Genomic DNA, 17,708 nt, shown 5'->3' with positions numbered 1-17,708 from the left:
GTGGTTCCTTATGCACGCATTTTGGCCATCTTTTTGCGCATCCAGTCCTCGGTGAGGTCCTGGATGACGCGCTCGTCGGTATCGGACAGGCCCAGATATGGCCGGGCCGGGATGGTGCCGCCGGGATGATGGACGGCCCGGCGGAAGCCGATGCCGGGGATGCTCAGGGCACGCGCCCGCCGTGCCCGGATGATGTGCGGCGGGATGATGCCGCCGAACTGGTGGATGGCCGCATAGACCACGTTGGTGCCCACTTCCACACTGCGGGCAGTGAGCTGCGGCCCGGTCTCGGCGATGGAATCCCGCAGGCGGCCGCTCTTGATGAGCGTCTGGCCGCCGGTCAGTCTGGCCCGCAGGGATTCCGGCCAGCGGGAGCCGTCCGGAGCCGTGCCCGTCTCGAAACGGCGGGACACGGACGTGACCAGCTCGTTGCCGATGGCGGCCAGCAGAGGGCGGAAGCGCACCCGGGCAAGCTGCTCCCGAAAGCGCCGGGCCATGGCCTGCACTTCCTCGTCCTTGAAGGTGAACTCCAGGGTAGCTCCGGCCATCAGTAGTCCTCCAGACGGCGGCGGAAGTCGGACGGACGCACGGCATAGCCGATGCGTCCTGTGCCGCCGCTGCCCGCCGGGGCCGGGTCATAGCCCGGCCCCAGACTGGCCTCTCCCGCGGCCAGCTTGTCCAAAAGATCCCGCGCTTCACGGGCACGGCGCTCGTACATGCTGGCTTCCGTGGCGCCGGTGCGGGGCAAGGCCCCCACGGCCAGATCCACGGCGATGCGACGCAGCACAGGCGGCACGGGGCTTACCGGCACGGCAAAACGCGTACCCAGGATGGCGTCGATCTCGCTGGCGGCTTCGGCCAGGGCCTGTTCCACAGCGGCCGTGTCCGGCCTGCCTTCCGCGTCCTTGCCCGCCAGCAGGGGGTAGACTTCCTTGTAGCGGGCACGGATGTCTTCAGGTGTGGCATACATGATGCCCCCTAGCCGGCGGCGATGGCCCCGGTGATGAGGCAGCCCGCATCCTTGGCCAGCACCAGTTCCTTGAGGCTTTCGCCCGCCCGGATGCGGATGCCACCGCGCAGGCCGATATCGGGGTCCGTGCGGCTCCCGGCAAAGGGCTGGCCATAGGGCACGGTCAGGCCCCAGGTGACGCCGCGCTGTTCGCTGGCGGTCATGTCGCGGTAATGGAAGGCCATGCCCGTGCCCCAGACACGCTCGGGGACAGGCGTCTTGCCCTTGACCTGCCGGGTGACGCGGGCCTTGCCGATGTAGAGCTGGTTCAACTCGAAGTAGCTGCAGAACTCGGCCGTGGTCAGCTTCTTGCCCACCAGCTCGCCCTTGATGGCCTTGATGAGCAACGGATTGCGGGAAAGCCTGTCCCAGACCTTCTGGCTCATGACGCCGATGTTGGGCCGCATGAAGGGCTTTTCCAGCATCTCGGTGATGATCGCTTCCGCGTCCACTTCGGCGTTGTCGATGCCCTGACCGCCGGACAGCTCCTTCACGCAAGCCGCGGCATAGTTGTTTTTGTCCTGCACGAGGCGCGCCACGCGCAGTTCGCGGTCCAGTTTGACCAGGGAGAGCAGATACTCCGTGGATTCACCGGCAATGTCCCGGCCGTCCTTGCGGCCCTGGTCGATGTCATCCTGCGGGATGGGGTCTTCCAGACCGTAGTCTTCGATGGCTGCCGTGGCCAGGCTGTTGGACAGGCTGACCTCATTGGGGCGGCCCTTGCGTCCCACGCGGCTGTCGGGCGCGGCAAAGGATTCCAGACCGTAGATGTTGTACTGGAACTCTTTTTTGCCGATGGCCTTGACCCTGGGCATGACATGATCCGCCACATAGTCCGAGGGCTGGTTCATGTAGGCCAGGGCAATGGCCGTCAGTTGGGGATTGGTGGCAAAGGGTGTGGTCGTTGCCATGATGCTCTCTCCTTATTACGCGCCTGCCGTGGCCAGAAAGCCGGGCGCGAACTGGTAGTCGATGATCTCTCCGGCATCGGTGGCGGCTTTGCAGGCAAAGCCGATGATGCGGTCCCCGGCAGCCGTGGCCTTGACGGCGCGGCCTTGGGCATCGCTGGTCAGGGGATCGCCCGCGGCCACCGCCGCGCCAGCCTCAACTTCCGGCTGGTCACTCATGGCCACATCGGCCCCGCCGTTGGGCTGCTTGCCCAGCTCGTCGGCCGTACCGACAAGCGCCTCCGTGGCGGCCGTGGCCTGTTTGTAGCCACCGCTGCCGTCGTGAGCCACGATGCGGAAAGGGGCCAGCTCGCCGGTGATGGAAAGATTGACGTAAAGATCGGTCCTGGGCATGGCGGTCTCCTATTTGCTGACGTGGGCCACGGCGTCGGTGACGCTCACCGTGACGCCCTTGGTGCGCATCTCCTCGCAATAGGCAAGGGCGCGCTGGGCAATGTCATTGGACGAGGTATCCGGGGCTTCTTCGCCGCCGGGCGCGGCTTCGCTGAAATCCACCTGTTTGGGCAGGCGTTCCAGGAAGGCGGCCATGAAGGCGGCCGGGCTCATGCTGGTGGTCTTGCCGCCGTTTTCGGCGAAGTCGAAGGTCCCTTCTTCGTCCAGGCCGGCCATGAAGTCCGCAAGGCCCACGCTCTGGGCGGGCGTCAGGCGGCCGTCGGCCAGGGCCTTGTCCACCAGACGGCTGGCGCGCTCCTTGCGGGCGATGCCGGTCAGATAGGCCACCTTGCGTTCCAGCTCGTCGGCACGGGCCTTGGTCTCGGCGAAGTCGATGTTTTCCGCCGGGGGCGTTTCCTGTTTCTGCATGCTCTTCTCCTTGGGAGGGGTAAGGTTTTCCGCAAAAGCGGGAATCTCGGCCGCCTGGGCCGCGGATGCCGCGGCCATCTCCTGAAGGCCGCTCACGGCATACGAGGGGATGGCCCTGTCCGCCATCTCCGTGCCGTCCTTTTCCACGACGTATTCACGCAGGCCCCGGAACAGATCGGCCAGCCAGCGCAACAGGCCCGGCGATTCCGCAAAGTCAAAGCTGACGCAGCCCTCTTCCGTGTCGCCTTCAGCAAAGTTCACCGGCACCGGGGCAAGGCCCTTCACCGCCGGGGGCTGGGCGCCCAGAAAACCCACATGGCGCAGGTAGTAGACGCCGGGAACGGGATTGTGGGGGCTGTCGGGCGTGTAAAAGCTGGCCGAGACTTTTTTGAAGCGCCCGGCCCGCACCATCTCCGCGAACGCCGGGTCCAGCTGGCGGGGCGTGGCAAAAAGGCCGCCCTCATCCGCCGTAAGACCGCCTACCCATCCCCAGGCCGGAGCGTCGGCCCGGGGATGCCCGATGACCAGCGGCGCTTCGTGCCGGGTCGGGTCGTAGGCTTTGGCCGTGGCGATCAGGTCGCCCTCGCCAAAGTCGATGGTTGCCCCCTGCATGGACGTATGTCGGCCGGGGCGAAAAATATGGATGGCATGGTTGTTGTCCTGCATGCTGTCCTCCTTTGGACATCATGCACAGGATGCCGGGGGAAATCTGGTGAGGATTCTCACAAAAAAACACAAAGCCCCGGCACAGGGACGGGGCTTCGGAAGGGGAATGCATGAAAAGTAGTGCAAGACGGCCTTACGAACAGGTGTTTATAAACGCCTGTAAACGGGGTAGGCGGGACGAAAGCCCGTCAAGGAAGGCAAGTGCCCGGGACGAGACAAACATGCGGCACAGGGCAAATTTGACGTTTTGGGCAAAACACGTATGATGACGCTATCGAAGGCGCGGTTCGGGGACGATCCATCATGCCGTGCCGGGTTCCTGCGCCATCGTCGGCGAGTGTGGACGCAAGGCCCTTCCGTGTGGAGGGCCTTTTTTAACGCCCATAGACAAGGATGCCGCGCCGCATTTTCTGCAGTTCCCGTGCCTTGGAGCTGCGGATCAAGGTCACGTCCCCCAGCTCTCCCTTGCGCCACTCGGCGATGAACCACACATACAAGCTTTTGGGCATGGCGAAGGCCTTGATATAGCGCCGACGCAGCTCCACACGCCCGGTCAGTCTGTCCTGGTAGGGCATGAGCCATATCTCGAAGGGCTCTTCTATGATCTCCGGCAACAGGGGAATGGCGGGCGCTCGATCCGGTTTGAGGTGTTCGCCCAAGGTCGCGGCCGTGATGCCGACACTCAGACCATCCGGGCCGGTGAACGTATTTGCCGGTCCTCCAAGCATCTTCCTGACCGCGTCCATGACTTCCCCGCGTCCGTCCGCTTCAGGACCAAGCCCGGCCCTTGGCGTATCCTGCGGCACAGAAACAGGACGCTTGTAGGTCGTGAAATCCCGGCTGGAGGCGATGGGCTCCCATGCCGCTTTTTCCGGCCCGGTACTTACCCGCTCCGCCTTGCCTACATTGTAGGCCCAGTCTTCCGGCACATCTCCGGGAAAGGTCTCCACGTTCTCGCTGACCTGCCAGCCTTCGGCCTCCATACGGGCGTTGCTCACGTTCTGCACCGTACATTTGCAGCCCCAGCCGTTGGGCGGAAAGTGGGCGTCCCAGAAGGGGTCCTCGATGGGCAGGATGACGCCGTGCCAGACGGCGTGCTCCGGGCGCTTGGTAGGACGCTGCACCTGCACATAGCGCAGGTACGGGTGCATCTCGCGATCTTCCCACATACGCTTCCAGTGTCCGGCCATATTGGCTGTGCGCATGTTGGTATTGAAGATGACCGCGCTGCGCCAGCCCGGCTCGCCCCGGTACTGCCAGCCGTGGGCTTTGACCATGCGGTCAAAGTCGTCACGGAAGGCCGCAAGCGTGGTCCCCTGTTTCATGGCCAGCAGCAGGCTTTGCTGAAAATCGGCCAGCAGGGCGTCATTGGCGGCCCCGGCCACCATGAAGGCCTTGGCGTGCATCTGCGCGGGCAGGTCCCGGTAGGTCGTGACCGGCACGCGCACCTTGCGCTGGAAATGAGCGATGGCATCCTCAAAAGGTCCACCGCCGAAACGCACCTCACTTTCCGGCATCGCTGTCCTCCTCACCGGCCAGGCCCGCCAGGTGGGCCGTGGTCATGGCCCCGTAGAGGATCTGGGCAAGATCATCCACGCCGGACAATTTATTCAGGGCAAGCATGCGCTCCGCAAAGGAGGCCAGGTCCTCGCCTTCCGCCACAGCCTTGTCCAGTTCCGTGCGGATGGCATCGATCATGGAGGTTTGCGGGGCATCGGCCAGCGTCATGGCCTGCCGAGCCAGCGTATCGCTGTAGGGCTCGGCGGGGGCATGGCCTTCCGTGCCGGCTTCGGCGAACTCCGCCCCGGATGCGCTTGCCCCGTCGCGCCTGCGCTGCCAGGCGTCGCCGTAGCGGCGGGCGATCTCGTCGTCGGTCAGTTCCAGACCCAGGGCCGCCGTGTCCTTGTCCTTCTGGGCATCGGCCTTGACCTTTGCGGGGTCTTCCACCCGGCGCCAGACCTGGGGCGGCCGCGCGCCGGGAAAGTTCCACTCCGTCAGCCAGACAGCCGGACCGGTATTGAAAGACTGGCACAGCATATCCGCGTCAGCCTTGACCACGCTGGTGCCGATGCCGCTGTGGACCTCGGCCGTGCCGCTGTACTGGCCGATGCGCGAGGTTCCGGTCTGGGAAAGGATAATCTTGGCAATGGCATCGTCCCAATAGGCGAGGAAGTCCTTGAAGTCCCCGCTGCCCCGGCTGGTGGATTCCACCAGGGAAACGTCGAAGCCCTCGGGCAGGGCCACGGCCCCTTCGCTGCGCAGGGACAGGGCCGCGGCCAGAGCATCCTTTTTGCGCTTCTCGTTTTCGGCCTCCGATTCATCGGAAGGATAGACGGCCTTGGTGGTAGGCACCCCAAAGCGGTCCAGGTAGGCGGCCCAGAAGCGGGCGCCGTTGCGCTTGAGGTACACGGGCCACCACAACTGGTGCCCAAGGCCCATGCCGTAAGGGTTATCATCGTCTTCCGCGCCCCAGGTCACCAGCCAGAATTTGCGCGGCGGCATGACAAGCCAGCGGCTCTCCACCAGCAGCTTCAGCTGCCTGTCCTTGGCGAAGCCGAAACGCCAGGGCGCGCGCACGCGGATGTCCCGCAAAGTGATGCGGCTGCCGTCCCGTCCCCACAGGCATTCGGCCACACCGTAGCCGTACAGCAGGGAACCGTGCATCTTGCGGCAGGCCGCGTCAAAGTTGAAGCCCGCCAGCTGCTCGCGCAAAAAGTCCGCGGCCGCCACGTCCGCAGGCGCATCGCCGCCGGGGATAACCTCCCATTCCGCTTCCACCAGCTTGTCCTGCCGTTGCTGCATGAGGGCGGCCACCTGGTCATCACGTCGCAGTTTGCCGTATTCGCGCAGATCGCCGCCCAGGGAGGCCAGCACGCTGTCCGGAGCGGGCACTACTTCGGCCACGAAGTTGGCAAGATCAAGGATGCCGTCGGAACGGACCTGCATGTCCGCCCGGGCAGGCAGGGCGTTGGGGTTGGCAAGGATGTCGGGCATCAGAACATTCTCCTGTAAGGCATGAAGGCGGCGTCGGGATCAGTGAAGCGCCCAAGGCCCCCACGGGCCGGGCCGGAGGGCACGGCATGATCCGGCAAAACGACGGCAGGCCCCGTAGCCGCGTTGACAGCCAGAAAGCAGGCCCAGGCGCGGTCTGCATGGCCCCCGCTGTCAGAGTCGGCCACAAAGCGGGGTGCGCCCGTAGGGCTGGCCACCTTTTGCAATTTGTGCAGGTCGCTGCGCAGTGCCTCGTCCCCTTGCGGGATGCGCAGGCGTCTGTCCTCAAAGGCCTGCTTGCCCACCGTGGCCAGGGCCAGCTTGCTGGACGATGTGAACAGAACCCCTTCCACGCGGCCGCTGCCGTGACGGTGGCGGGCGTCTTCCACGGGCTTTTCGCCCATGCCGGTCTGGTCCATGCAGCAACGCAGCACCCGGTAACGCCGGAACACATCGTCCAGCAGGCCATCCTGCTCGGCAAAGCTGGCTCCGCGTCGCGTCACCAGTTCCCGCGTCCATAAGACGTCGCCCACTTCCTCCAGCACCCAGATGACAAAAAGGTCGTGCCGGCGGCCGATGTCCACCCCCACATAGCAGGGGCCGCCCGCATAGTTCTGCGGGATGCCCGCCCGCTCATGCTCCACGGCATTGATGAGGTCATACGACAGCCAGGCGCTGGCCTCGTCCAGCCATTGCAGCTCGTATTCCTGCGCCCAGGCGTCGGGATCGTTCAGGGCGGCCCGCAGGGCCTCCACGTCACGCGGCAGGCCATCGGCCACGGCCTGATAGATATCCACCACATGCTTGGACCAGCCCGCCGTCTCGGCGGAGGTCATGAGGTCGTAGAACTTGTTGCCCTTGCCGTTGGGCGTGGAGACCACGCGCAGTTTCAGGCCGTTACGGGAGACCACGGGAAAGAGGGCCGCCCAGATCTTGCGGCTGTCGGCATGGAAGGCGAACTCATCCAGGAAAACGTTGGCACTGAAGCCTCGGGCCGTGTCGGGGTTGGCAGGCAGCGCGGTCACACGGGAGCCGTGAGCCATGACCACCTCCAGGGACTTGCAGGAGGTGGCGTCCGCCAGGTGAAAGTCCGACTCCAGGCTCTCGAAGGCGGCCCCGTAGGCCCGCAGATGTACTTTGAGGCCTTCCTCCATGGCTTCGCGGGCCTGCCGTTCCCCGCGCGAGAGGATGACCCAGCGCACACGGCGTTTTTCCACTTCGGCCTTGACCATGTCCTCGGCGATCTCCAGCGTGCTGGTGTAGGTCTTGCCCGTCTGGCGCGAGAACATGCCGATCTTGAAGCGGCTCTGGTCGTCTATCCAGCGGCGCTGGTAGGGATAGAGGATGGCACGGGCCTCAGCGGCGGAACCCATGGACGACACGGTCGGCCACCTCCTTCTTTTTGGCATCGTTGAAGCGTTCCAGACGGCCCACCAGGTAACCGGTGATGCGGCGTATCCTTTCAAAGGGCACGCCCTGGCCCACCATGCGTGTTTCGTGTGTGTCCGGAGCGTTGCCGGTCTTGTCCATCAGGCTTCCCCCCTGTAGACGGCCTGGATGCGGGCAAAGACTTCCGCCGGGCTGGCAGCGGCCGGGCTTTCTTTGGCGGCTTTTTCCACGGCCTTGCGCATGGCTTCTTCGGCCTCGCGGCGGGCCTCCTCGCGCAGTTTCAGGTCATAATCCTGGGTGGCACGGGCGGCCTGCGCGCGTTCCTTGACGGTACGGGCCAGGGCACGCAGCTCGTCCACCTCGATCTCGGCATCCGGGTCATCCATGCGGCGCAACAGGTAGTCGCTGGTGAGGGTGGTCAGCATCTCGATGAGGGCCGCGCCGCTCTTGCCGGTGGCGGCCTGAGCGCCCATACGCTCCATGACGGCCTCGGCCATGGCGCGGGACTCGCGCAGACGGGCCGCCACCTTGTCCACCTGCTGCTTGTAGCGGCCCAGGCCGGAGCGGGATACGTCCGCCCCCAGGGCCTTCAGGTGGGCGGTGATCTCTTCCAGGGTATGGCCCGCGTCCAGCATGGCGTGGAGCTGTTCGCGCAGCTCCGGGGGCAGGCGGCGGACCTTGCTCGTGCGGGGCATGGCCACTACCTCGGCAGGGGGCGGTCCACACCGGGATGCCCGGCGATGCCCTGGGCCACTTCCACCCCGCGCGGGGTGACGGTGAGCACCGTGACGCCCACATCCAGACGCTGGCGGCGGGCAAGACCCTGTTCGGCCAGCCAGAGGGCGTCGGCCTCCACAGTATCGCGCGGCACCCCGTGGCCGATGGCTCGCAGGGCCGCCTGCAGGGTGCTGGTGTTCATGGCATAGTCCTGCTCCTCACTCAGAAAGCGCAGGATGGCCAGACGGCGGTTCTTGCTGATGATGTCCTGCATATCGCTCATGGTTCAATCCTTCATGTGCCCGCGGAACAGCAGGTCCACCTGCCGCTCCACGCGTTCCATTATGCCGCGCAGGCCGCTGATCTCCTCGGCCAGACGCTTTTGTTCGCCATCCATGCGTTCCAGACGCACTTCCAGATCATGCACCGAGCCTTGCGGCGGCATCTGGTCCACGCGCAGGTTCAGCTCGCGCACGGCCTGCTCGTGGGTGGTCAGCAGCTGGATGAAGTGTTCCCGTTCTTTCTTGTCCGCCTTGCGGTTGGCCTCGCAATCGTCTCGGTTCATAAATTTTTTGTGCAGGCTCCAGACGATCCAGGCGATGAGCAGATTGACGATGATGGCCGCCAGCCAGCCGAAGGCCTTGGAAAGATCAATCAGGGTTTCCATGCGTCCCTCCGCTGTCTGTCTGGGCCTCCCAGCAGTCCAGGGCCGCCCGCAGACCGCCGATGTAACGGCGCATGACGGCATCCCGGTGCAGCAATGCCTCCAGGTTGGCGTCCCCTTCCAGGGGGGCCGCCGGATCGAGCTGCGGCAGCAGGGGAACGGCCGGGGCCGGGCAATGTGCCGGGGCAAGGACCTCGGGCGGCGGGGACGGTGCCTGGGCCGCACAGCTACAGAGGACGATTGAGATAACGGGCCACAGCCGCACGACGGGGATTTTCATGGAGGGTCTCCGTGGGATGGGGAGGGACGGGAGGCAAGGCCAGGATGGCCTCGCGTTCCGCGGCATCGGCCTGGGCCGCGGCCTCCCGCTTCAGGCAGGCATCGGCAAGGGCCGTCTGGGCGTCCAGTCCTGTCTGCCGTTGTGCGGCCGTCAGACGCCAGGCGTCCCGCTCCCGGCTCACAGCTTCCAGCCGGGGCAGCAGCTCGGCTTCCCGGGCATCCATGCCCCGGGCCAGCCCGGCGGCAAAGGCCGCGGTCAGGACAAAGACCAGCAGCAGCCATTCCAGGAGGCTGCCGGGCAGCAGCTTGAGAAGCCACATCATCGTGCAAGCTCCTGCAGGGCCGCCCGGTAGCGCTCCCGCTTTTCGCCCATGACGTTGCGCACATAGGCGCGGTTTATGCCGTAGGGGGACTTGTCCGCATAGGCCTTGCCCATACCCTTGCGGGACTTGCGGCTATGGGTCTCCACATGGCCGAACCAGCGTCCCTGGTCACAGCCCGCGATGCGGCCACAGTAGGCCCTGTCCTGCAGGACGCCGCCCAGACCACCGTTGTAGGCGGAAAGCATCATGGCGGCCCTGTCCTCGTCCGTGGCGCAGCCCTTGAGGGCGTTCCAGTTGGCGCGGTTCTTGATGACCAGCGCCCGCAGCTGGAGGCGCGGGTCGTAGCGGTCTTCCCAGCGCCAGTGCCTGAGGTCCTTGTGCAGCTTCTTCACGTCTTCAAAGTTGCTGAAGCGCACCCGGCCCTTGCTGTCGTAAGCAATGGTGATCTGCCCCAGGCCGAAACCGTACTCGCGGGACGTTTTCAGCTCGGTGCGCGGATTCCAGCAGCGTTTGCTGCCAAGACCGTAGCACGTCTCCTGCTCCACCTGCCCGGCGTAGATGGCCGGGTCGTAGAAGTCAGGGGTGTAGGTCAGGTGCTCCTCATAGAGCATGGGCAGATAGAGCTGGGCCAGCAGGGGAAGGGCCAGCAACGCGGAACCGGCGGCCATCACTTCCCCCAGGCCATGATGCAGACCAGGACGCCGACGATGAGCAGGGAGCGCGCCAGCACCACCAGGGCGCTGGCCACGTTGCCTTCATTGAGGGCCGAGGCTGCGTGCTCGGAAACGTCCAGGTAGGGCATGGCGATCTTGGCCAGCATGATCGCGGCCCCGGCCATGCCGATGACATAGGCCAGGTATCCGGCCAGGCCCAGGGTGGCGGCGGGGTCCGTCACCAGGCCGATGACGGCGCACAGGGCCAGCAGGGACAGACCGCGAAAATCATAGAAAGGACGCAGGGTGGACAGCATACGCTGCCGGCGGGTGGATGTGGTGGGCATGACGCCTCCAGAGGTTAGGGTGGCGCCCGGCTTATGCGGGGCGATTGCCTTACCCTAGCGCGGCACGGCCTGGAGGTGCATTGTGGAATTTCAGGAAAACGAGAGCATGAAAAAAGCCCGCTTGTGGGCGGGCCTGGATGAATTAACGCACGGCTTTGATAATGGCGGCCAAATCCTTAACCGCCTCCATGTCTTTCTTGTCTAAAAGATCAGCATTTCCTGATGGGCGAAAAACACACCGGAAGAGGCTGACCAGGAGAAGAAGTGGAGCAGCTCCCAGCAAAGTAAGCGGGATCAGTGAAAATACTGACTTTTCCAAGTACCTTAACGACAAATCGGAAAAAAGCATGGCATAGCAAAACAAGCTGAAAAGAGCGGCACAAACAAGCAAGGCTCCCCAGAACAAAACCGATTTGTGACGTCGGCGCTGGCGATGATGCTCCAGCATCTCGTCCTCCAGCGCCTTGTTTTTCGTGCCTGACGGGAGCGTTGTGGTGTCCGCTCCCCGCAACGCCTGGGTTAAAGGATCATCTGCGGGAGTTTGTGCCATGCGCTACAATATCCCCAGCCGCTCAAGGCGGATACGCATCGCCTGCTCGGACACATTGAACAAATGTGCCATTTGAGCGAGCGAGTAGTCTCCGTTGGCATACAAGAATACCACGTCACTCGGCATGATCATCTCCGCCGCGAACTGGTTTGCCATGACTTCACAAAGATCATAGTTCTGACGGTCGTAATTTTGCGAGGGATCGCGGGCACTGGGACCATGGCCCAGGGCGTAGTGCCCAAGCTCATGAAAAATGGTGAAACGTTGTCTGACAAAGGAATCGAGTGGATTGACGTAGATGACGGGCTTTCCGTCGTCCTGAAAATCAAAATATCCACTTATGGAAAGATCCGGGTCGTAGACAATCTTGGCGCCCATCGCGTAGGCGATAGCGGATGGATTGACCGGCAGGGTCTTGTCCCAATGCCGCTCCAGGGTCCGCTTCGCGGTTTCTATTGCGGAAGACATAGGACTTCTCCTGTTTTGCTGGCTGCAACTTTCTTGCATCAGATGCAATCTTATTGCAAAAAACCTTGCCAATCAAGCCCATTCGCCGCCTTACGGCCTGCATACCTTGCACGGCCTGTACCCCGCCTGGATAGCTGCCTCCCGGCTTGAAAAGTGCGCCGTACACCGCTTGCAGTTGTAATAGCGGCAGGTCGACGCATGAAAAATGCCGGAATTGGTGTTGCCGGAATAGCCGCCACCCGACACGGCATAGCTGCTCTTACCGGATGATGTGGACGGCGCACCCTGTACGCTCCCCCAATTGCCCCCACCGCTTCTGCCCGCCTTGCGAAACTCCCACGGCGGCACGGCGGTGTCCGCCCACAAGCCCTTGTGTGCGATCCTGGCCCCTTCTTCGAGCTTCTTCCATTCCCGGCAGAACGGCTTTTTGCAATACGCCGTATAAAGCCACGCCATACCACCCGCCAAAAGGTCACTGTTCAGGACGGAGCCGCCCGGGGCGGTCACGATACCTACCGTCCGGCCATAGTGATCCATATCAGCCACCTCGACACGGACGCGCTTTCCAAAGACCTTGTCGCTGGTAAACTGACGCGCCCTAGTGCCGTAGGCCTGCTTCGTTTCCGGGCAGTCCACGCCATAAAGGCGGACTTTGATCTGCTGCTTCTGATCCGTCAGGACGGTAATGGTATCCCCGTCACTGATCCCCACAACCTTCCCTTCAAAGACCTGAGCCGCCCATACCGGAACGGCCAGCAGCAGGTATGCCAGCACCAATGTTACCCTAAGCATATTTCCCTCCACTCTGCCATTATGACGCGGCCCGAGAGAGTATGTAAAGGAGCCATAAATGTCTCGTTCTGACCTGATACTCGCCGCGTCCCTTTTTCTTGCTACAATCCCGGACATAACACCTGCCGACGCCCTTGATGATGCACGGCAAATTGCCAGCTTATGCGCTCGCCAAGATAACCCGGAATACCGCCATACCATCTTTTTCGCGGCCTGCATCCTGCTGGCCCATGATCAGACCTTATCCCCCCAGGATGCGATCACGACAGCCACGGAACTCTGGCTGACTGCCCGATAATCCATAAAAACTACCTCTCGGGCACTCCGTAGACCTTAACCCGCACTCCCCGCAAATCCAGCTCCATAAGCGGAAGGCCCCTTCCGCGCCTCCCGCAGTTCGGCGACCTCCCGTTCCAGGTCGCGGATGCGCATGTCCCGGCGCTCCAGCTGAAGGCGCAAGTGAGCATTCTCCCGGAGCAGGTTATTTTGCTCTTGCAAAGCCTCAAGAAGCTTTTGCTGAAGATCCAAAATAGGCGACGTGTCGCCCAAATTATTTTTCTCAGAAACAATAAAATCAGCAAGTTGTCTTTTTTCTTGTTTTGAAATGGGCGACATGTCGCCCATTTTGGAACAGACAGCGGCTTCTTGCTGTGTAGGATTGTTCACTTCGTCTGATCCTGTAAGTAGCCACTTTTCACTGACCCCAAAGCAGCTGCAAATTTTTTTTAAAATAGAGCCCCGAGGGATGCGCCCTTGGGTCTCATAGTTCACAACAGCGCGCTGGGTAATCCCAAGAAGATTGGCAAACTCTGTTTGGGTATTCATACCCCGCAGCTTTCGGATTCGTTCCCCAACGGAATTTTTTGTTCTCATTTTTGTTCTTTTTTTAAGAAAAAATGTTGACGTTCTTATTTTGTTCCTATAAATTGTTCCCATAAACAACGCCGTTAAACGCCTCCCCACTCCCTACAGGAAAGGCGAGCGCGGCACAAGAACAGGGGAAACGTGATGATCAGTCCCACGGGTAACATTTACTGCGATTTTTGCGGCAGGGAGCAGGCGGAGTGCGGGCCTGTGACGGCCAATAACGGAATGGGCGGGCGCTGCCATATCTGTGCGGATTGTGCGCTGCGCAGCATCGCCTCCCGCCTTGGCAAGACGGAAAAAATCTTGCCTCAACATCCCCAATCTGAGGACTGCCCCTACAGGAAAGCCAGGAAATGCGAGATGCACAATCATCCCTGCAACATATGCCTTTATGCAAAGTTTCTTGATTGAGGGAGGAGGGGCAAGCCCCTCCTAATAAAGCTGATCCTTACAGGCTAACCTTACCGAGAATCCTGATGGAGGACATGGTCAGCAGCTCAAGCGTATTGGGAGACTCCGTGGCCCAGTTTGTAGACCAGTATTTTTCTGCAGCACGGTGCCAATCCTCAAGGGATCCAGGTGGCATTTCAAAGTGTTTCCATGAGCCTTGAAAGCTTGGCATAGAGGGAGAGACAAGGTCTACATGGTAACAAAAATGAAGTTTCCTTCGGCTTTTAAATTCTTTTGCACTCTCTTCACCAATGCAGACATAAGCACAATCAAGTCTGCTTGGATAACTGGGATATAGATGTAAACGAATGTTCTCCAGAAGAAGTTCCTTGACGACAATGGCATTACAATTGTCTGGCATAGGATACTGACGTATGATGCGCCCCCAATTTCCGGGGGTAATGACGGATCCATTTTCAAGCGGCACAGGACAGTAGTGATACAGTTCCATATTTCCGGCTCCTTTTCCCGGAGCGGTTCCGGGAGTGGGAAGAGGTTTAGTAGGTGAGCATCAATCTTACCAGAGGAGCCGGAAACCTCAAAGCGGGCCGGAGCCCCACGAGGGCCTGAGCCCCGGCTACCGCGACCGTGTAGACCTCCGTTCACCTCGCGGAGCAGCGTGCAACGGCGAATACCGCAAGCCCATGCGGGACGCCCGCCCGGAGCGGCATAATCCGGGCTTTACCAACAAAGGAGATTATCGATGAAAAAGAAGAAGCTGCGCACACGCGCCGAGGCGCGGGAGTGGCTGCAAGCGCAGGGCCTCACCGCCGCCGCATGGGCGCGAGCCAACAATTTCCCCGTCCGCGTAGTCCAGGAGCTGTTGCGGGATCGCGCCAAGGGCAATTACGGCGTGGCGCACGACATCGCCGTGGCGCTCGGCATCAAGGAAGGTGAGCCGACGGACGAAAGGCGGACGGCATGAGCAGGGAACGGGAGCTGGAAAAATTCGTCAAAGGGGCGTTCTTCGACGGCTTTTTGATTGGCTATGACACAGGGGCGAATGACGGGGCTCTCGACTCCGAAGAGGAGAAAAAAGAGCTGGAAAAAATCGCCCGCTATGGAGCAGGGCAGTACTGGAAGACCCGGTTTATGCCCAGACTTCAAGAATACAGACGGTTGATGGATCGGTGTTTCAAGGAAGCCTTTAACAACAAAAAAGGCGGAGCCAGCAACAGCTCCGCCTCCACCAAATAGGTGAACGATATGAATGAAAAGACAGATATCACCCCCGCTATGGAAACGCAAGCCCCCGTCACCACCCCCGCCCAGGACATTTTTAGCGCCTGCGCGGAACTGGCCGCCTTTTCCGGCCATGTGACCACGGAGCAGTGGGATACGCTGCGCCGCGTCATCGCCACCCTGCGCGGTGTCGCGGACGAGATCGGCGGGCTGGTGCGGCCAGACGTTATGGAGATGCCGCTGCCCGGGCAGGACTACCGCTGCCTTGCGGAAGAGGCCTGTGACGGCGTCGAGGACGCCTGGGAGACCGCGCCCGTGGTGGAAGCCTCCAGCCCGGAAGAGGCGGCGGGCCTCGCCATTACGGACCGGCTGCCCGAGATCGGCCTTGCCCGCTTTGAGACCGACACCTTTGGAGAGGCGATCATCTTTGTGAAGGGCGTGACCGGCCGCGTGCATTCCTTCCGCGTCGAGTACCTTTGCCTGCCGCACGTTCTGAAGGTGGAAGACATGACCACCAGCTTTGCGAGGTAGACCATGCGCCTGTGCAATCCTGATTCCCTCATCGAGTGGCGCAAGGTGGAACCGCCCCGGTTCAAGAAGGATTGGCCCGGCCGCCTTGTGCAGGCGGCAAGCATCCCGCATTACACCCCTGTGTCCCCGCATGCCGTCCCGGACATGGCCGTGTGCGAGATCACCCGGCGGGACAATTATCAGAGCACCGCGTTTGAGCTGACCTTGAGCTGGCACTGCCCCGCCTGCGGCCATGCCCATGAGCGCCGTGTACCGGAAAGCTGGCTGGATGAAGGCAAGCTCTGGTTTGTGGAAAACGTGGGCCTCGCCGACGCCACCTGGGCGCTGGATGACCACCCCGCCGTTCTGTGCGTCGTCACCTCCTACCATCATCCCGAGGCCCCCAAGCGGGCAGCCCGTGCGGATATCGCCAGCCAGTGCGCGGCGTGGTTCGCCCGTTCCGGCTGGCGGGTCATGTGCCCGGTGGCCATGCGGCACGCCGCCTGCTCGGCGGATCGCGGCCTGCCTACGGATTATCCTTTCTGGAAAGAGGCTTCTTTGCGGATGCTGGAAACATGCGATGCCCTCGTCGTGCTGCTGCTTGACGGGATGCGTGAAAGCGAGGGCGTGGCTGACGCCATAGCTCATGCCCGCAAGCTGGGCATCCCGCTCAATCAGGTGCGCATGGCGGCAAGCGATGACGCGCCCCAGCCGTTTGAGCTGGTAGCGCAGCCGAGGTGGTGGATATGAGACATCCGACGACCGACGCGGCCCCCGTCCGTGTCCTGAAGATCGTGGAGCTGCTTTTCCAGCGGGTGCTGGACGGCTTTTCCAACAAGGAGATCGCCGATGCCCTCGGATGCAGCCCCAGCACCATTTGCCGGGATCTTGCCATGCTGGAAAGTACCGGCTGGGTGCGACGGCTGGAGACGAACCGCTGGGCCATCACGGAGAAACCGGCGGCCCTCATGCAAGTGTACACCCTGTATATGGACGACCTTTCCCGTCAGCGTGACCAGTTCGCGGCCCGCGTGCAGGCCAAGGCCAGACAGTATCTTTAGGAGCCCGACATGAAAGATATGGATACCCCCGTCATCGCCGCCCCTGCCCGTGGCCGCCGTCCTATTGACGGCCCGACTCCCGCGACGCCGGACATCGTGAGTGACCAGACCACCCGCGCCTATGTGGATGAATTGCGGCAGGATACCGCCGTGATGCCCAAGGCGCAGCTTGCGCAAAGCCTGCGCGTTGCCGAGGCGGCGGGCATGATCACCGCCTTTCAGTACAACGAGACGGCCAACCGCGTGGCCATGCTCAAGCTGTTCGCCCAGATCCGCGACAGCAAGGCTTACAAGGGCGCCCGCGTCACTGACAGGGCCAGCGGCGAGACCGTGACCGTCACTACCTGGGAGGAGTTCTGCAACGCGCACGGCTACAGCAGACGCAAGATCGACGAAGATTTGCAGAGCCTCGCCGCGTTCGGCGGGGACTTTATGGAGATGCAGGAAAAGCTGGGCCTTGGCTACCGTGACCTGCGCCTGTTGCGTAACGGCATCGCGGCCCTGCCGCCGGAAGAGAGGCAGGCCATACTGGATGACGTAGCCGCGGCCGAAGGCCCGGAAGAGGTCAAGGAAAAGCTGGCTGACCTTCGGCTGGAGCTGGCCAAGGCCAAGGCGGACAGAAAAGAACTGGAAGCCGACATGCAGGCCAAGGAAAAGGTCAGCAAGGAAAAAAGCGAAAAGCTGGACGCCCTGGAAGAACAGGTGGCCCGGCTGACCAGCATGAGCCCTGACGACAGGGTCACGGCACGCAATGAGGCCAATGCGCAGGCACGCGCCGATGTGGACAGCGAGTGTCAGGCCGTGTTCGTGGCCGTCATGGGCCTTGCTTCCCGCTGCGCCGCGGTCATGCAGGACGAACGGTCCACGGACGAAACCTGCATGTGGATACACAAGCGCGTCAGTGTGCTGGCCAATTCCGTGGCCGAGGCCCTTCTCGGCGCGGGGATCGACGTCGATTTGCGGGCATACCTTGAGCTGCCGCAGGACGACGGGACGGACATGAACGACAACAGGGAATAAA

General features: G+C 62.4%; 28 protein-coding genes. 7 read left to right on the top strand and 21 right to left on the bottom strand.

Going from position 1 to position 17,708, the window contains the following annotated elements; translation table 11 throughout:
- Positions 1–8 precede the first annotated feature (8 nt).
- The 19 genes from DESPIGER_RS00905 to DESPIGER_RS00815 form a co-directional block, all read right to left on the bottom strand.
- Entirely contained in the window at positions 9–548 is a 540-nt protein-coding gene (locus DESPIGER_RS00905) for a phage virion morphogenesis protein (protein WP_072331842.1), read from the bottom strand.
- Positions 548–970 carry a phage protein Gp36 family protein gene (locus tag DESPIGER_RS00900; RefSeq protein ID WP_083575233.1) on the bottom strand — a complete coding sequence of 141 codons (423 nt, stop codon included), beginning with the start codon at positions 968–970 and terminating at the stop codon, positions 548–550. Before DESPIGER_RS00900 ends, DESPIGER_RS00905 begins: the two co-directional genes overlap by 1 nt.
- Positions 971–978: 8 nt before the next feature.
- Positions 979–1,920 (bottom strand): hypothetical protein, encoded by a 942-nt coding sequence (locus tag DESPIGER_RS00895; protein WP_072331839.1) that lies wholly within the window; start codon positions 1,918–1,920, stop codon positions 979–981.
- 15 nt (positions 1,921–1,935) lie between these two features.
- The gene (locus tag DESPIGER_RS00890) at positions 1,936–2,310 is read right to left on the bottom strand and encodes a capsid cement protein (RefSeq protein ID WP_072331836.1); all 375 of its coding nucleotides are present in this window, start codon (positions 2,308–2,310) and stop codon (positions 1,936–1,938) included.
- Positions 2,311–2,319: 9 nt separating this feature from the next.
- On the bottom strand, positions 2,320–3,444 hold the full coding sequence (locus DESPIGER_RS00885; RefSeq protein ID WP_072331832.1) for a phage protease: 1,125 nt from the start codon (positions 3,442–3,444) through the stop codon (positions 2,320–2,322).
- Positions 3,445–3,818: 374 nt separating this feature from the next.
- Complete coding sequence (locus DESPIGER_RS00880) at positions 3,819–4,961, bottom strand: PBECR2 nuclease fold domain-containing protein (protein ID WP_072331828.1); 1,143 nt, start codon at positions 4,959–4,961, stop codon at positions 3,819–3,821.
- Complete coding sequence (locus tag DESPIGER_RS00875; protein ID WP_072331825.1) at positions 4,948–6,438, bottom strand: phage portal protein family protein; 1,491 nt, start codon at positions 6,436–6,438, stop codon at positions 4,948–4,950. The genes DESPIGER_RS00880 and DESPIGER_RS00875 overlap by 14 nt, the downstream gene beginning before the upstream one ends.
- Entirely contained in the window at positions 6,438–7,808 is a 1,371-nt protein-coding gene (locus DESPIGER_RS00870; RefSeq protein WP_072331822.1) for a terminase large subunit domain-containing protein, read from the bottom strand. Before DESPIGER_RS00870 ends, DESPIGER_RS00875 begins: the two co-directional genes overlap by 1 nt.
- Positions 7,792–7,965 (bottom strand): anaerobic ribonucleoside-triphosphate reductase, encoded by a 174-nt coding sequence (gene nrdD, locus DESPIGER_RS12755; protein WP_072331819.1) that lies wholly within the window; start codon positions 7,963–7,965, stop codon positions 7,792–7,794. Before nrdD ends, DESPIGER_RS00870 begins: the two co-directional genes overlap by 17 nt.
- A complete protein-coding gene (locus tag DESPIGER_RS00860; protein WP_072331816.1) occupies positions 7,965–8,519 on the bottom strand; it encodes a phage protein Gp27 family protein in 555 nt (184 codons plus the stop codon). The genes nrdD and DESPIGER_RS00860 overlap by 1 nt, the downstream gene beginning before the upstream one ends.
- 5 nt (positions 8,520–8,524) lie before the next feature.
- The gene (locus tag DESPIGER_RS00855) at positions 8,525–8,824 is read right to left on the bottom strand and encodes an ArsR family transcriptional regulator (protein ID WP_197678010.1); all 300 of its coding nucleotides are present in this window, start codon (positions 8,822–8,824) and stop codon (positions 8,525–8,527) included.
- 3 nt (positions 8,825–8,827) lie between these two features.
- Positions 8,828–9,208 (bottom strand): DUF2730 family protein, encoded by a 381-nt coding sequence (locus DESPIGER_RS12580; protein WP_162273845.1) that lies wholly within the window; start codon positions 9,206–9,208, stop codon positions 8,828–8,830.
- Entirely contained in the window at positions 9,192–9,485 is a 294-nt protein-coding gene (locus tag DESPIGER_RS00845) for a hypothetical protein (RefSeq protein ID WP_072331811.1), read from the bottom strand. Before DESPIGER_RS00845 ends, DESPIGER_RS12580 begins: the two co-directional genes overlap by 17 nt.
- Positions 9,433–9,807 (bottom strand): hypothetical protein, encoded by a 375-nt coding sequence (locus DESPIGER_RS00840; RefSeq protein WP_072331808.1) that lies wholly within the window; start codon positions 9,805–9,807, stop codon positions 9,433–9,435. The genes DESPIGER_RS00845 and DESPIGER_RS00840 overlap by 53 nt, the downstream gene beginning before the upstream one ends.
- Positions 9,804–10,475, bottom strand: coding sequence for a hypothetical protein (locus DESPIGER_RS00835; protein ID WP_072331805.1), 672 nt, complete (start codon positions 10,473–10,475; stop codon positions 9,804–9,806). The genes DESPIGER_RS00840 and DESPIGER_RS00835 overlap by 4 nt, the downstream gene beginning before the upstream one ends.
- Positions 10,475–10,807, bottom strand: a complete 333-nt coding sequence (locus tag DESPIGER_RS00830; protein ID WP_072331802.1) for a hypothetical protein — start codon at positions 10,805–10,807, stop codon at positions 10,475–10,477. Before DESPIGER_RS00830 ends, DESPIGER_RS00835 begins: the two co-directional genes overlap by 1 nt.
- A 142-nt stretch (positions 10,808–10,949) precedes the next feature.
- Positions 10,950–11,357: a hypothetical protein gene (locus tag DESPIGER_RS00825; protein ID WP_156831597.1), complete on the bottom strand. Its 408-nt coding sequence runs from the start codon at positions 11,355–11,357 to the stop codon at positions 10,950–10,952.
- Positions 11,358–11,360: 3 nt separating this feature from the next.
- Complete coding sequence (locus DESPIGER_RS00820) at positions 11,361–11,825, bottom strand: ImmA/IrrE family metallo-endopeptidase (RefSeq protein WP_072331795.1); 465 nt, start codon at positions 11,823–11,825, stop codon at positions 11,361–11,363.
- 90 nt (positions 11,826–11,915) lie between these two features.
- Positions 11,916–12,617, bottom strand: a complete 702-nt coding sequence (locus DESPIGER_RS00815) for a thermonuclease family protein (RefSeq protein WP_072331792.1) — start codon at positions 12,615–12,617, stop codon at positions 11,916–11,918.
- A 58-nt stretch (positions 12,618–12,675) separates the two neighbouring features.
- On the opposite strand from DESPIGER_RS00815, the gene DESPIGER_RS00810 reads away from it, so the two are divergent.
- Entirely contained in the window at positions 12,676–12,915 is a 240-nt protein-coding gene (locus DESPIGER_RS00810; RefSeq protein ID WP_072331789.1) for a hypothetical protein, read from the top strand.
- A 35-nt stretch (positions 12,916–12,950) separates the two neighbouring features.
- Here DESPIGER_RS00810 and DESPIGER_RS00805 read toward each other — a convergent pair whose 3' ends face one another.
- Together DESPIGER_RS00805 and DESPIGER_RS00800 are read right to left on the bottom strand one after the other, a co-directional pair.
- On the bottom strand, positions 12,951–13,490 hold the full coding sequence (locus DESPIGER_RS00805; RefSeq protein ID WP_072331787.1) for a helix-turn-helix domain-containing protein: 540 nt from the start codon (positions 13,488–13,490) through the stop codon (positions 12,951–12,953).
- A 442-nt stretch (positions 13,491–13,932) separates the two neighbouring features.
- Positions 13,933–14,385, bottom strand: coding sequence for a DUF2441 domain-containing protein (locus tag DESPIGER_RS00800; RefSeq protein WP_072331784.1), 453 nt, complete (start codon positions 14,383–14,385; stop codon positions 13,933–13,935).
- Between the two features lie 252 nt (positions 14,386–14,637).
- Here DESPIGER_RS00800 and DESPIGER_RS00795 point away from each other — a divergent pair, with 252 nt between their 5' ends.
- The 6 genes from DESPIGER_RS00795 to DESPIGER_RS00770 are packed head-to-tail and all read left to right on the top strand — an operon-like array spanning position 14,638 to position 17,707.
- Positions 14,638–14,859: a DNA-binding protein gene (locus DESPIGER_RS00795; RefSeq protein ID WP_072331782.1), complete on the top strand. Its 222-nt coding sequence runs from the start codon at positions 14,638–14,640 to the stop codon at positions 14,857–14,859.
- On the top strand, positions 14,856–15,131 hold the full coding sequence (locus DESPIGER_RS00790; RefSeq protein WP_072331779.1) for a hypothetical protein: 276 nt from the start codon (positions 14,856–14,858) through the stop codon (positions 15,129–15,131). Before DESPIGER_RS00795 ends, DESPIGER_RS00790 begins: the two co-directional genes overlap by 4 nt.
- A gap of 9 nt (positions 15,132–15,140) precedes the next feature.
- A complete protein-coding gene (locus tag DESPIGER_RS00785; RefSeq protein WP_072331776.1) occupies positions 15,141–15,647 on the top strand; it encodes a hypothetical protein in 507 nt (168 codons plus the stop codon).
- Positions 15,648–15,650: 3 nt separating this feature from the next.
- Positions 15,651–16,376: a DUF1937 family protein gene (locus tag DESPIGER_RS00780; protein ID WP_072331774.1), complete on the top strand. Its 726-nt coding sequence runs from the start codon at positions 15,651–15,653 to the stop codon at positions 16,374–16,376.
- Entirely contained in the window at positions 16,373–16,687 is a 315-nt protein-coding gene (locus tag DESPIGER_RS00775) for an HTH domain-containing protein (RefSeq protein ID WP_072331771.1), read from the top strand. The genes DESPIGER_RS00780 and DESPIGER_RS00775 overlap by 4 nt, the downstream gene beginning before the upstream one ends.
- 9 nt (positions 16,688–16,696) lie before the next feature.
- On the top strand, positions 16,697–17,707 hold the full coding sequence (locus tag DESPIGER_RS00770) for a hypothetical protein (RefSeq protein ID WP_072331768.1): 1,011 nt from the start codon (positions 16,697–16,699) through the stop codon (positions 17,705–17,707).
- The last annotated feature ends 1 nt before the right edge of the window (position 17,708 follow it).

It is taken from the genome of Desulfovibrio piger (assembly GCF_900116045.1).
Lineage (GTDB): Bacteria > Desulfobacterota > Desulfovibrionia > Desulfovibrionales > Desulfovibrionaceae > Desulfovibrio > Desulfovibrio piger_A.
The sequence above is the reverse complement of the archived record's forward strand: the minus strand, read 5'-3'. Positions and strand labels throughout refer to the sequence as shown.

Coding starts and splice junctions, on each gene's coding strand:
- DESPIGER_RS00880 (WP_072331828.1), bottom strand. CDS start 4,961: ATGCCGGAAAGTGAGGTGCGTTTCGGCGGTGGACCTTTTGAGGATGCC.
- DESPIGER_RS00815 (WP_072331792.1), bottom strand. CDS start 12,617: ATGCTTAGGGTAACATTGGTGCTGGCATACCTGCTGCTGGCCGTTCCG.
- DESPIGER_RS00810 (WP_072331789.1), top strand. CDS start 12,676: ATGTCTCGTTCTGACCTGATACTCGCCGCGTCCCTTTTTCTTGCTACA.
- DESPIGER_RS00790 (WP_072331779.1), top strand. CDS start 14,856: ATGAGCAGGGAACGGGAGCTGGAAAAATTCGTCAAAGGGGCGTTCTTC.
- DESPIGER_RS12580 (WP_162273845.1), bottom strand. CDS start 9,208: ATGGAAACCCTGATTGATCTTTCCAAGGCCTTCGGCTGGCTGGCGGCC.
- DESPIGER_RS00780 (WP_072331774.1), top strand. CDS start 15,651: ATGCGCCTGTGCAATCCTGATTCCCTCATCGAGTGGCGCAAGGTGGAA.
- nrdD (WP_072331819.1), bottom strand. CDS start 7,965: ATGGACAAGACCGGCAACGCTCCGGACACACACGAAACACGCATGGTG.
- DESPIGER_RS00835 (WP_072331805.1), bottom strand. CDS start 10,475: ATGGCCGCCGGTTCCGCGTTGCTGGCCCTTCCCCTGCTGGCCCAGCTC.
- DESPIGER_RS00800 (WP_072331784.1), bottom strand. CDS start 14,385: ATGGAACTGTATCACTACTGTCCTGTGCCGCTTGAAAATGGATCCGTC.
- DESPIGER_RS00805 (WP_072331787.1), bottom strand. CDS start 13,490: ATGAGAACAAAAAATTCCGTTGGGGAACGAATCCGAAAGCTGCGGGGT.
- DESPIGER_RS00770 (WP_072331768.1), top strand. CDS start 16,697: ATGAAAGATATGGATACCCCCGTCATCGCCGCCCCTGCCCGTGGCCGC.
- DESPIGER_RS00855 (WP_197678010.1), bottom strand. CDS start 8,824: ATGAGCGATATGCAGGACATCATCAGCAAGAACCGCCGTCTGGCCATC.
- DESPIGER_RS00785 (WP_072331776.1), top strand. CDS start 15,141: ATGAATGAAAAGACAGATATCACCCCCGCTATGGAAACGCAAGCCCCC.
- DESPIGER_RS00860 (WP_072331816.1), bottom strand. CDS start 8,519: ATGCCCCGCACGAGCAAGGTCCGCCGCCTGCCCCCGGAGCTGCGCGAA.
- DESPIGER_RS00900 (WP_083575233.1), bottom strand. CDS start 970: ATGTATGCCACACCTGAAGACATCCGTGCCCGCTACAAGGAAGTCTAC.
- DESPIGER_RS00875 (WP_072331825.1), bottom strand. CDS start 6,438: ATGCCCGACATCCTTGCCAACCCCAACGCCCTGCCTGCCCGGGCGGAC.
- DESPIGER_RS00885 (WP_072331832.1), bottom strand. CDS start 3,444: ATGCAGGACAACAACCATGCCATCCATATTTTTCGCCCCGGCCGACAT.
- DESPIGER_RS00870 (WP_072331822.1), bottom strand. CDS start 7,808: ATGGGTTCCGCCGCTGAGGCCCGTGCCATCCTCTATCCCTACCAGCGC.
- DESPIGER_RS00795 (WP_072331782.1), top strand. CDS start 14,638: ATGAAAAAGAAGAAGCTGCGCACACGCGCCGAGGCGCGGGAGTGGCTG.
- DESPIGER_RS00825 (WP_156831597.1), bottom strand. CDS start 11,357: ATGGCACAAACTCCCGCAGATGATCCTTTAACCCAGGCGTTGCGGGGA.
- DESPIGER_RS00820 (WP_072331795.1), bottom strand. CDS start 11,825: ATGTCTTCCGCAATAGAAACCGCGAAGCGGACCCTGGAGCGGCATTGG.
- DESPIGER_RS00840 (WP_072331808.1), bottom strand. CDS start 9,807: ATGATGTGGCTTCTCAAGCTGCTGCCCGGCAGCCTCCTGGAATGGCTG.
- DESPIGER_RS00905 (WP_072331842.1), bottom strand. CDS start 548: ATGGCCGGAGCTACCCTGGAGTTCACCTTCAAGGACGAGGAAGTGCAG.
- DESPIGER_RS00895 (WP_072331839.1), bottom strand. CDS start 1,920: ATGGCAACGACCACACCCTTTGCCACCAATCCCCAACTGACGGCCATT.
- DESPIGER_RS00890 (WP_072331836.1), bottom strand. CDS start 2,310: ATGCCCAGGACCGATCTTTACGTCAATCTTTCCATCACCGGCGAGCTG.
- DESPIGER_RS00775 (WP_072331771.1), top strand. CDS start 16,373: ATGAGACATCCGACGACCGACGCGGCCCCCGTCCGTGTCCTGAAGATC.
- DESPIGER_RS00845 (WP_072331811.1), bottom strand. CDS start 9,485: ATGAAAATCCCCGTCGTGCGGCTGTGGCCCGTTATCTCAATCGTCCTC.
- DESPIGER_RS00830 (WP_072331802.1), bottom strand. CDS start 10,807: ATGCCCACCACATCCACCCGCCGGCAGCGTATGCTGTCCACCCTGCGT.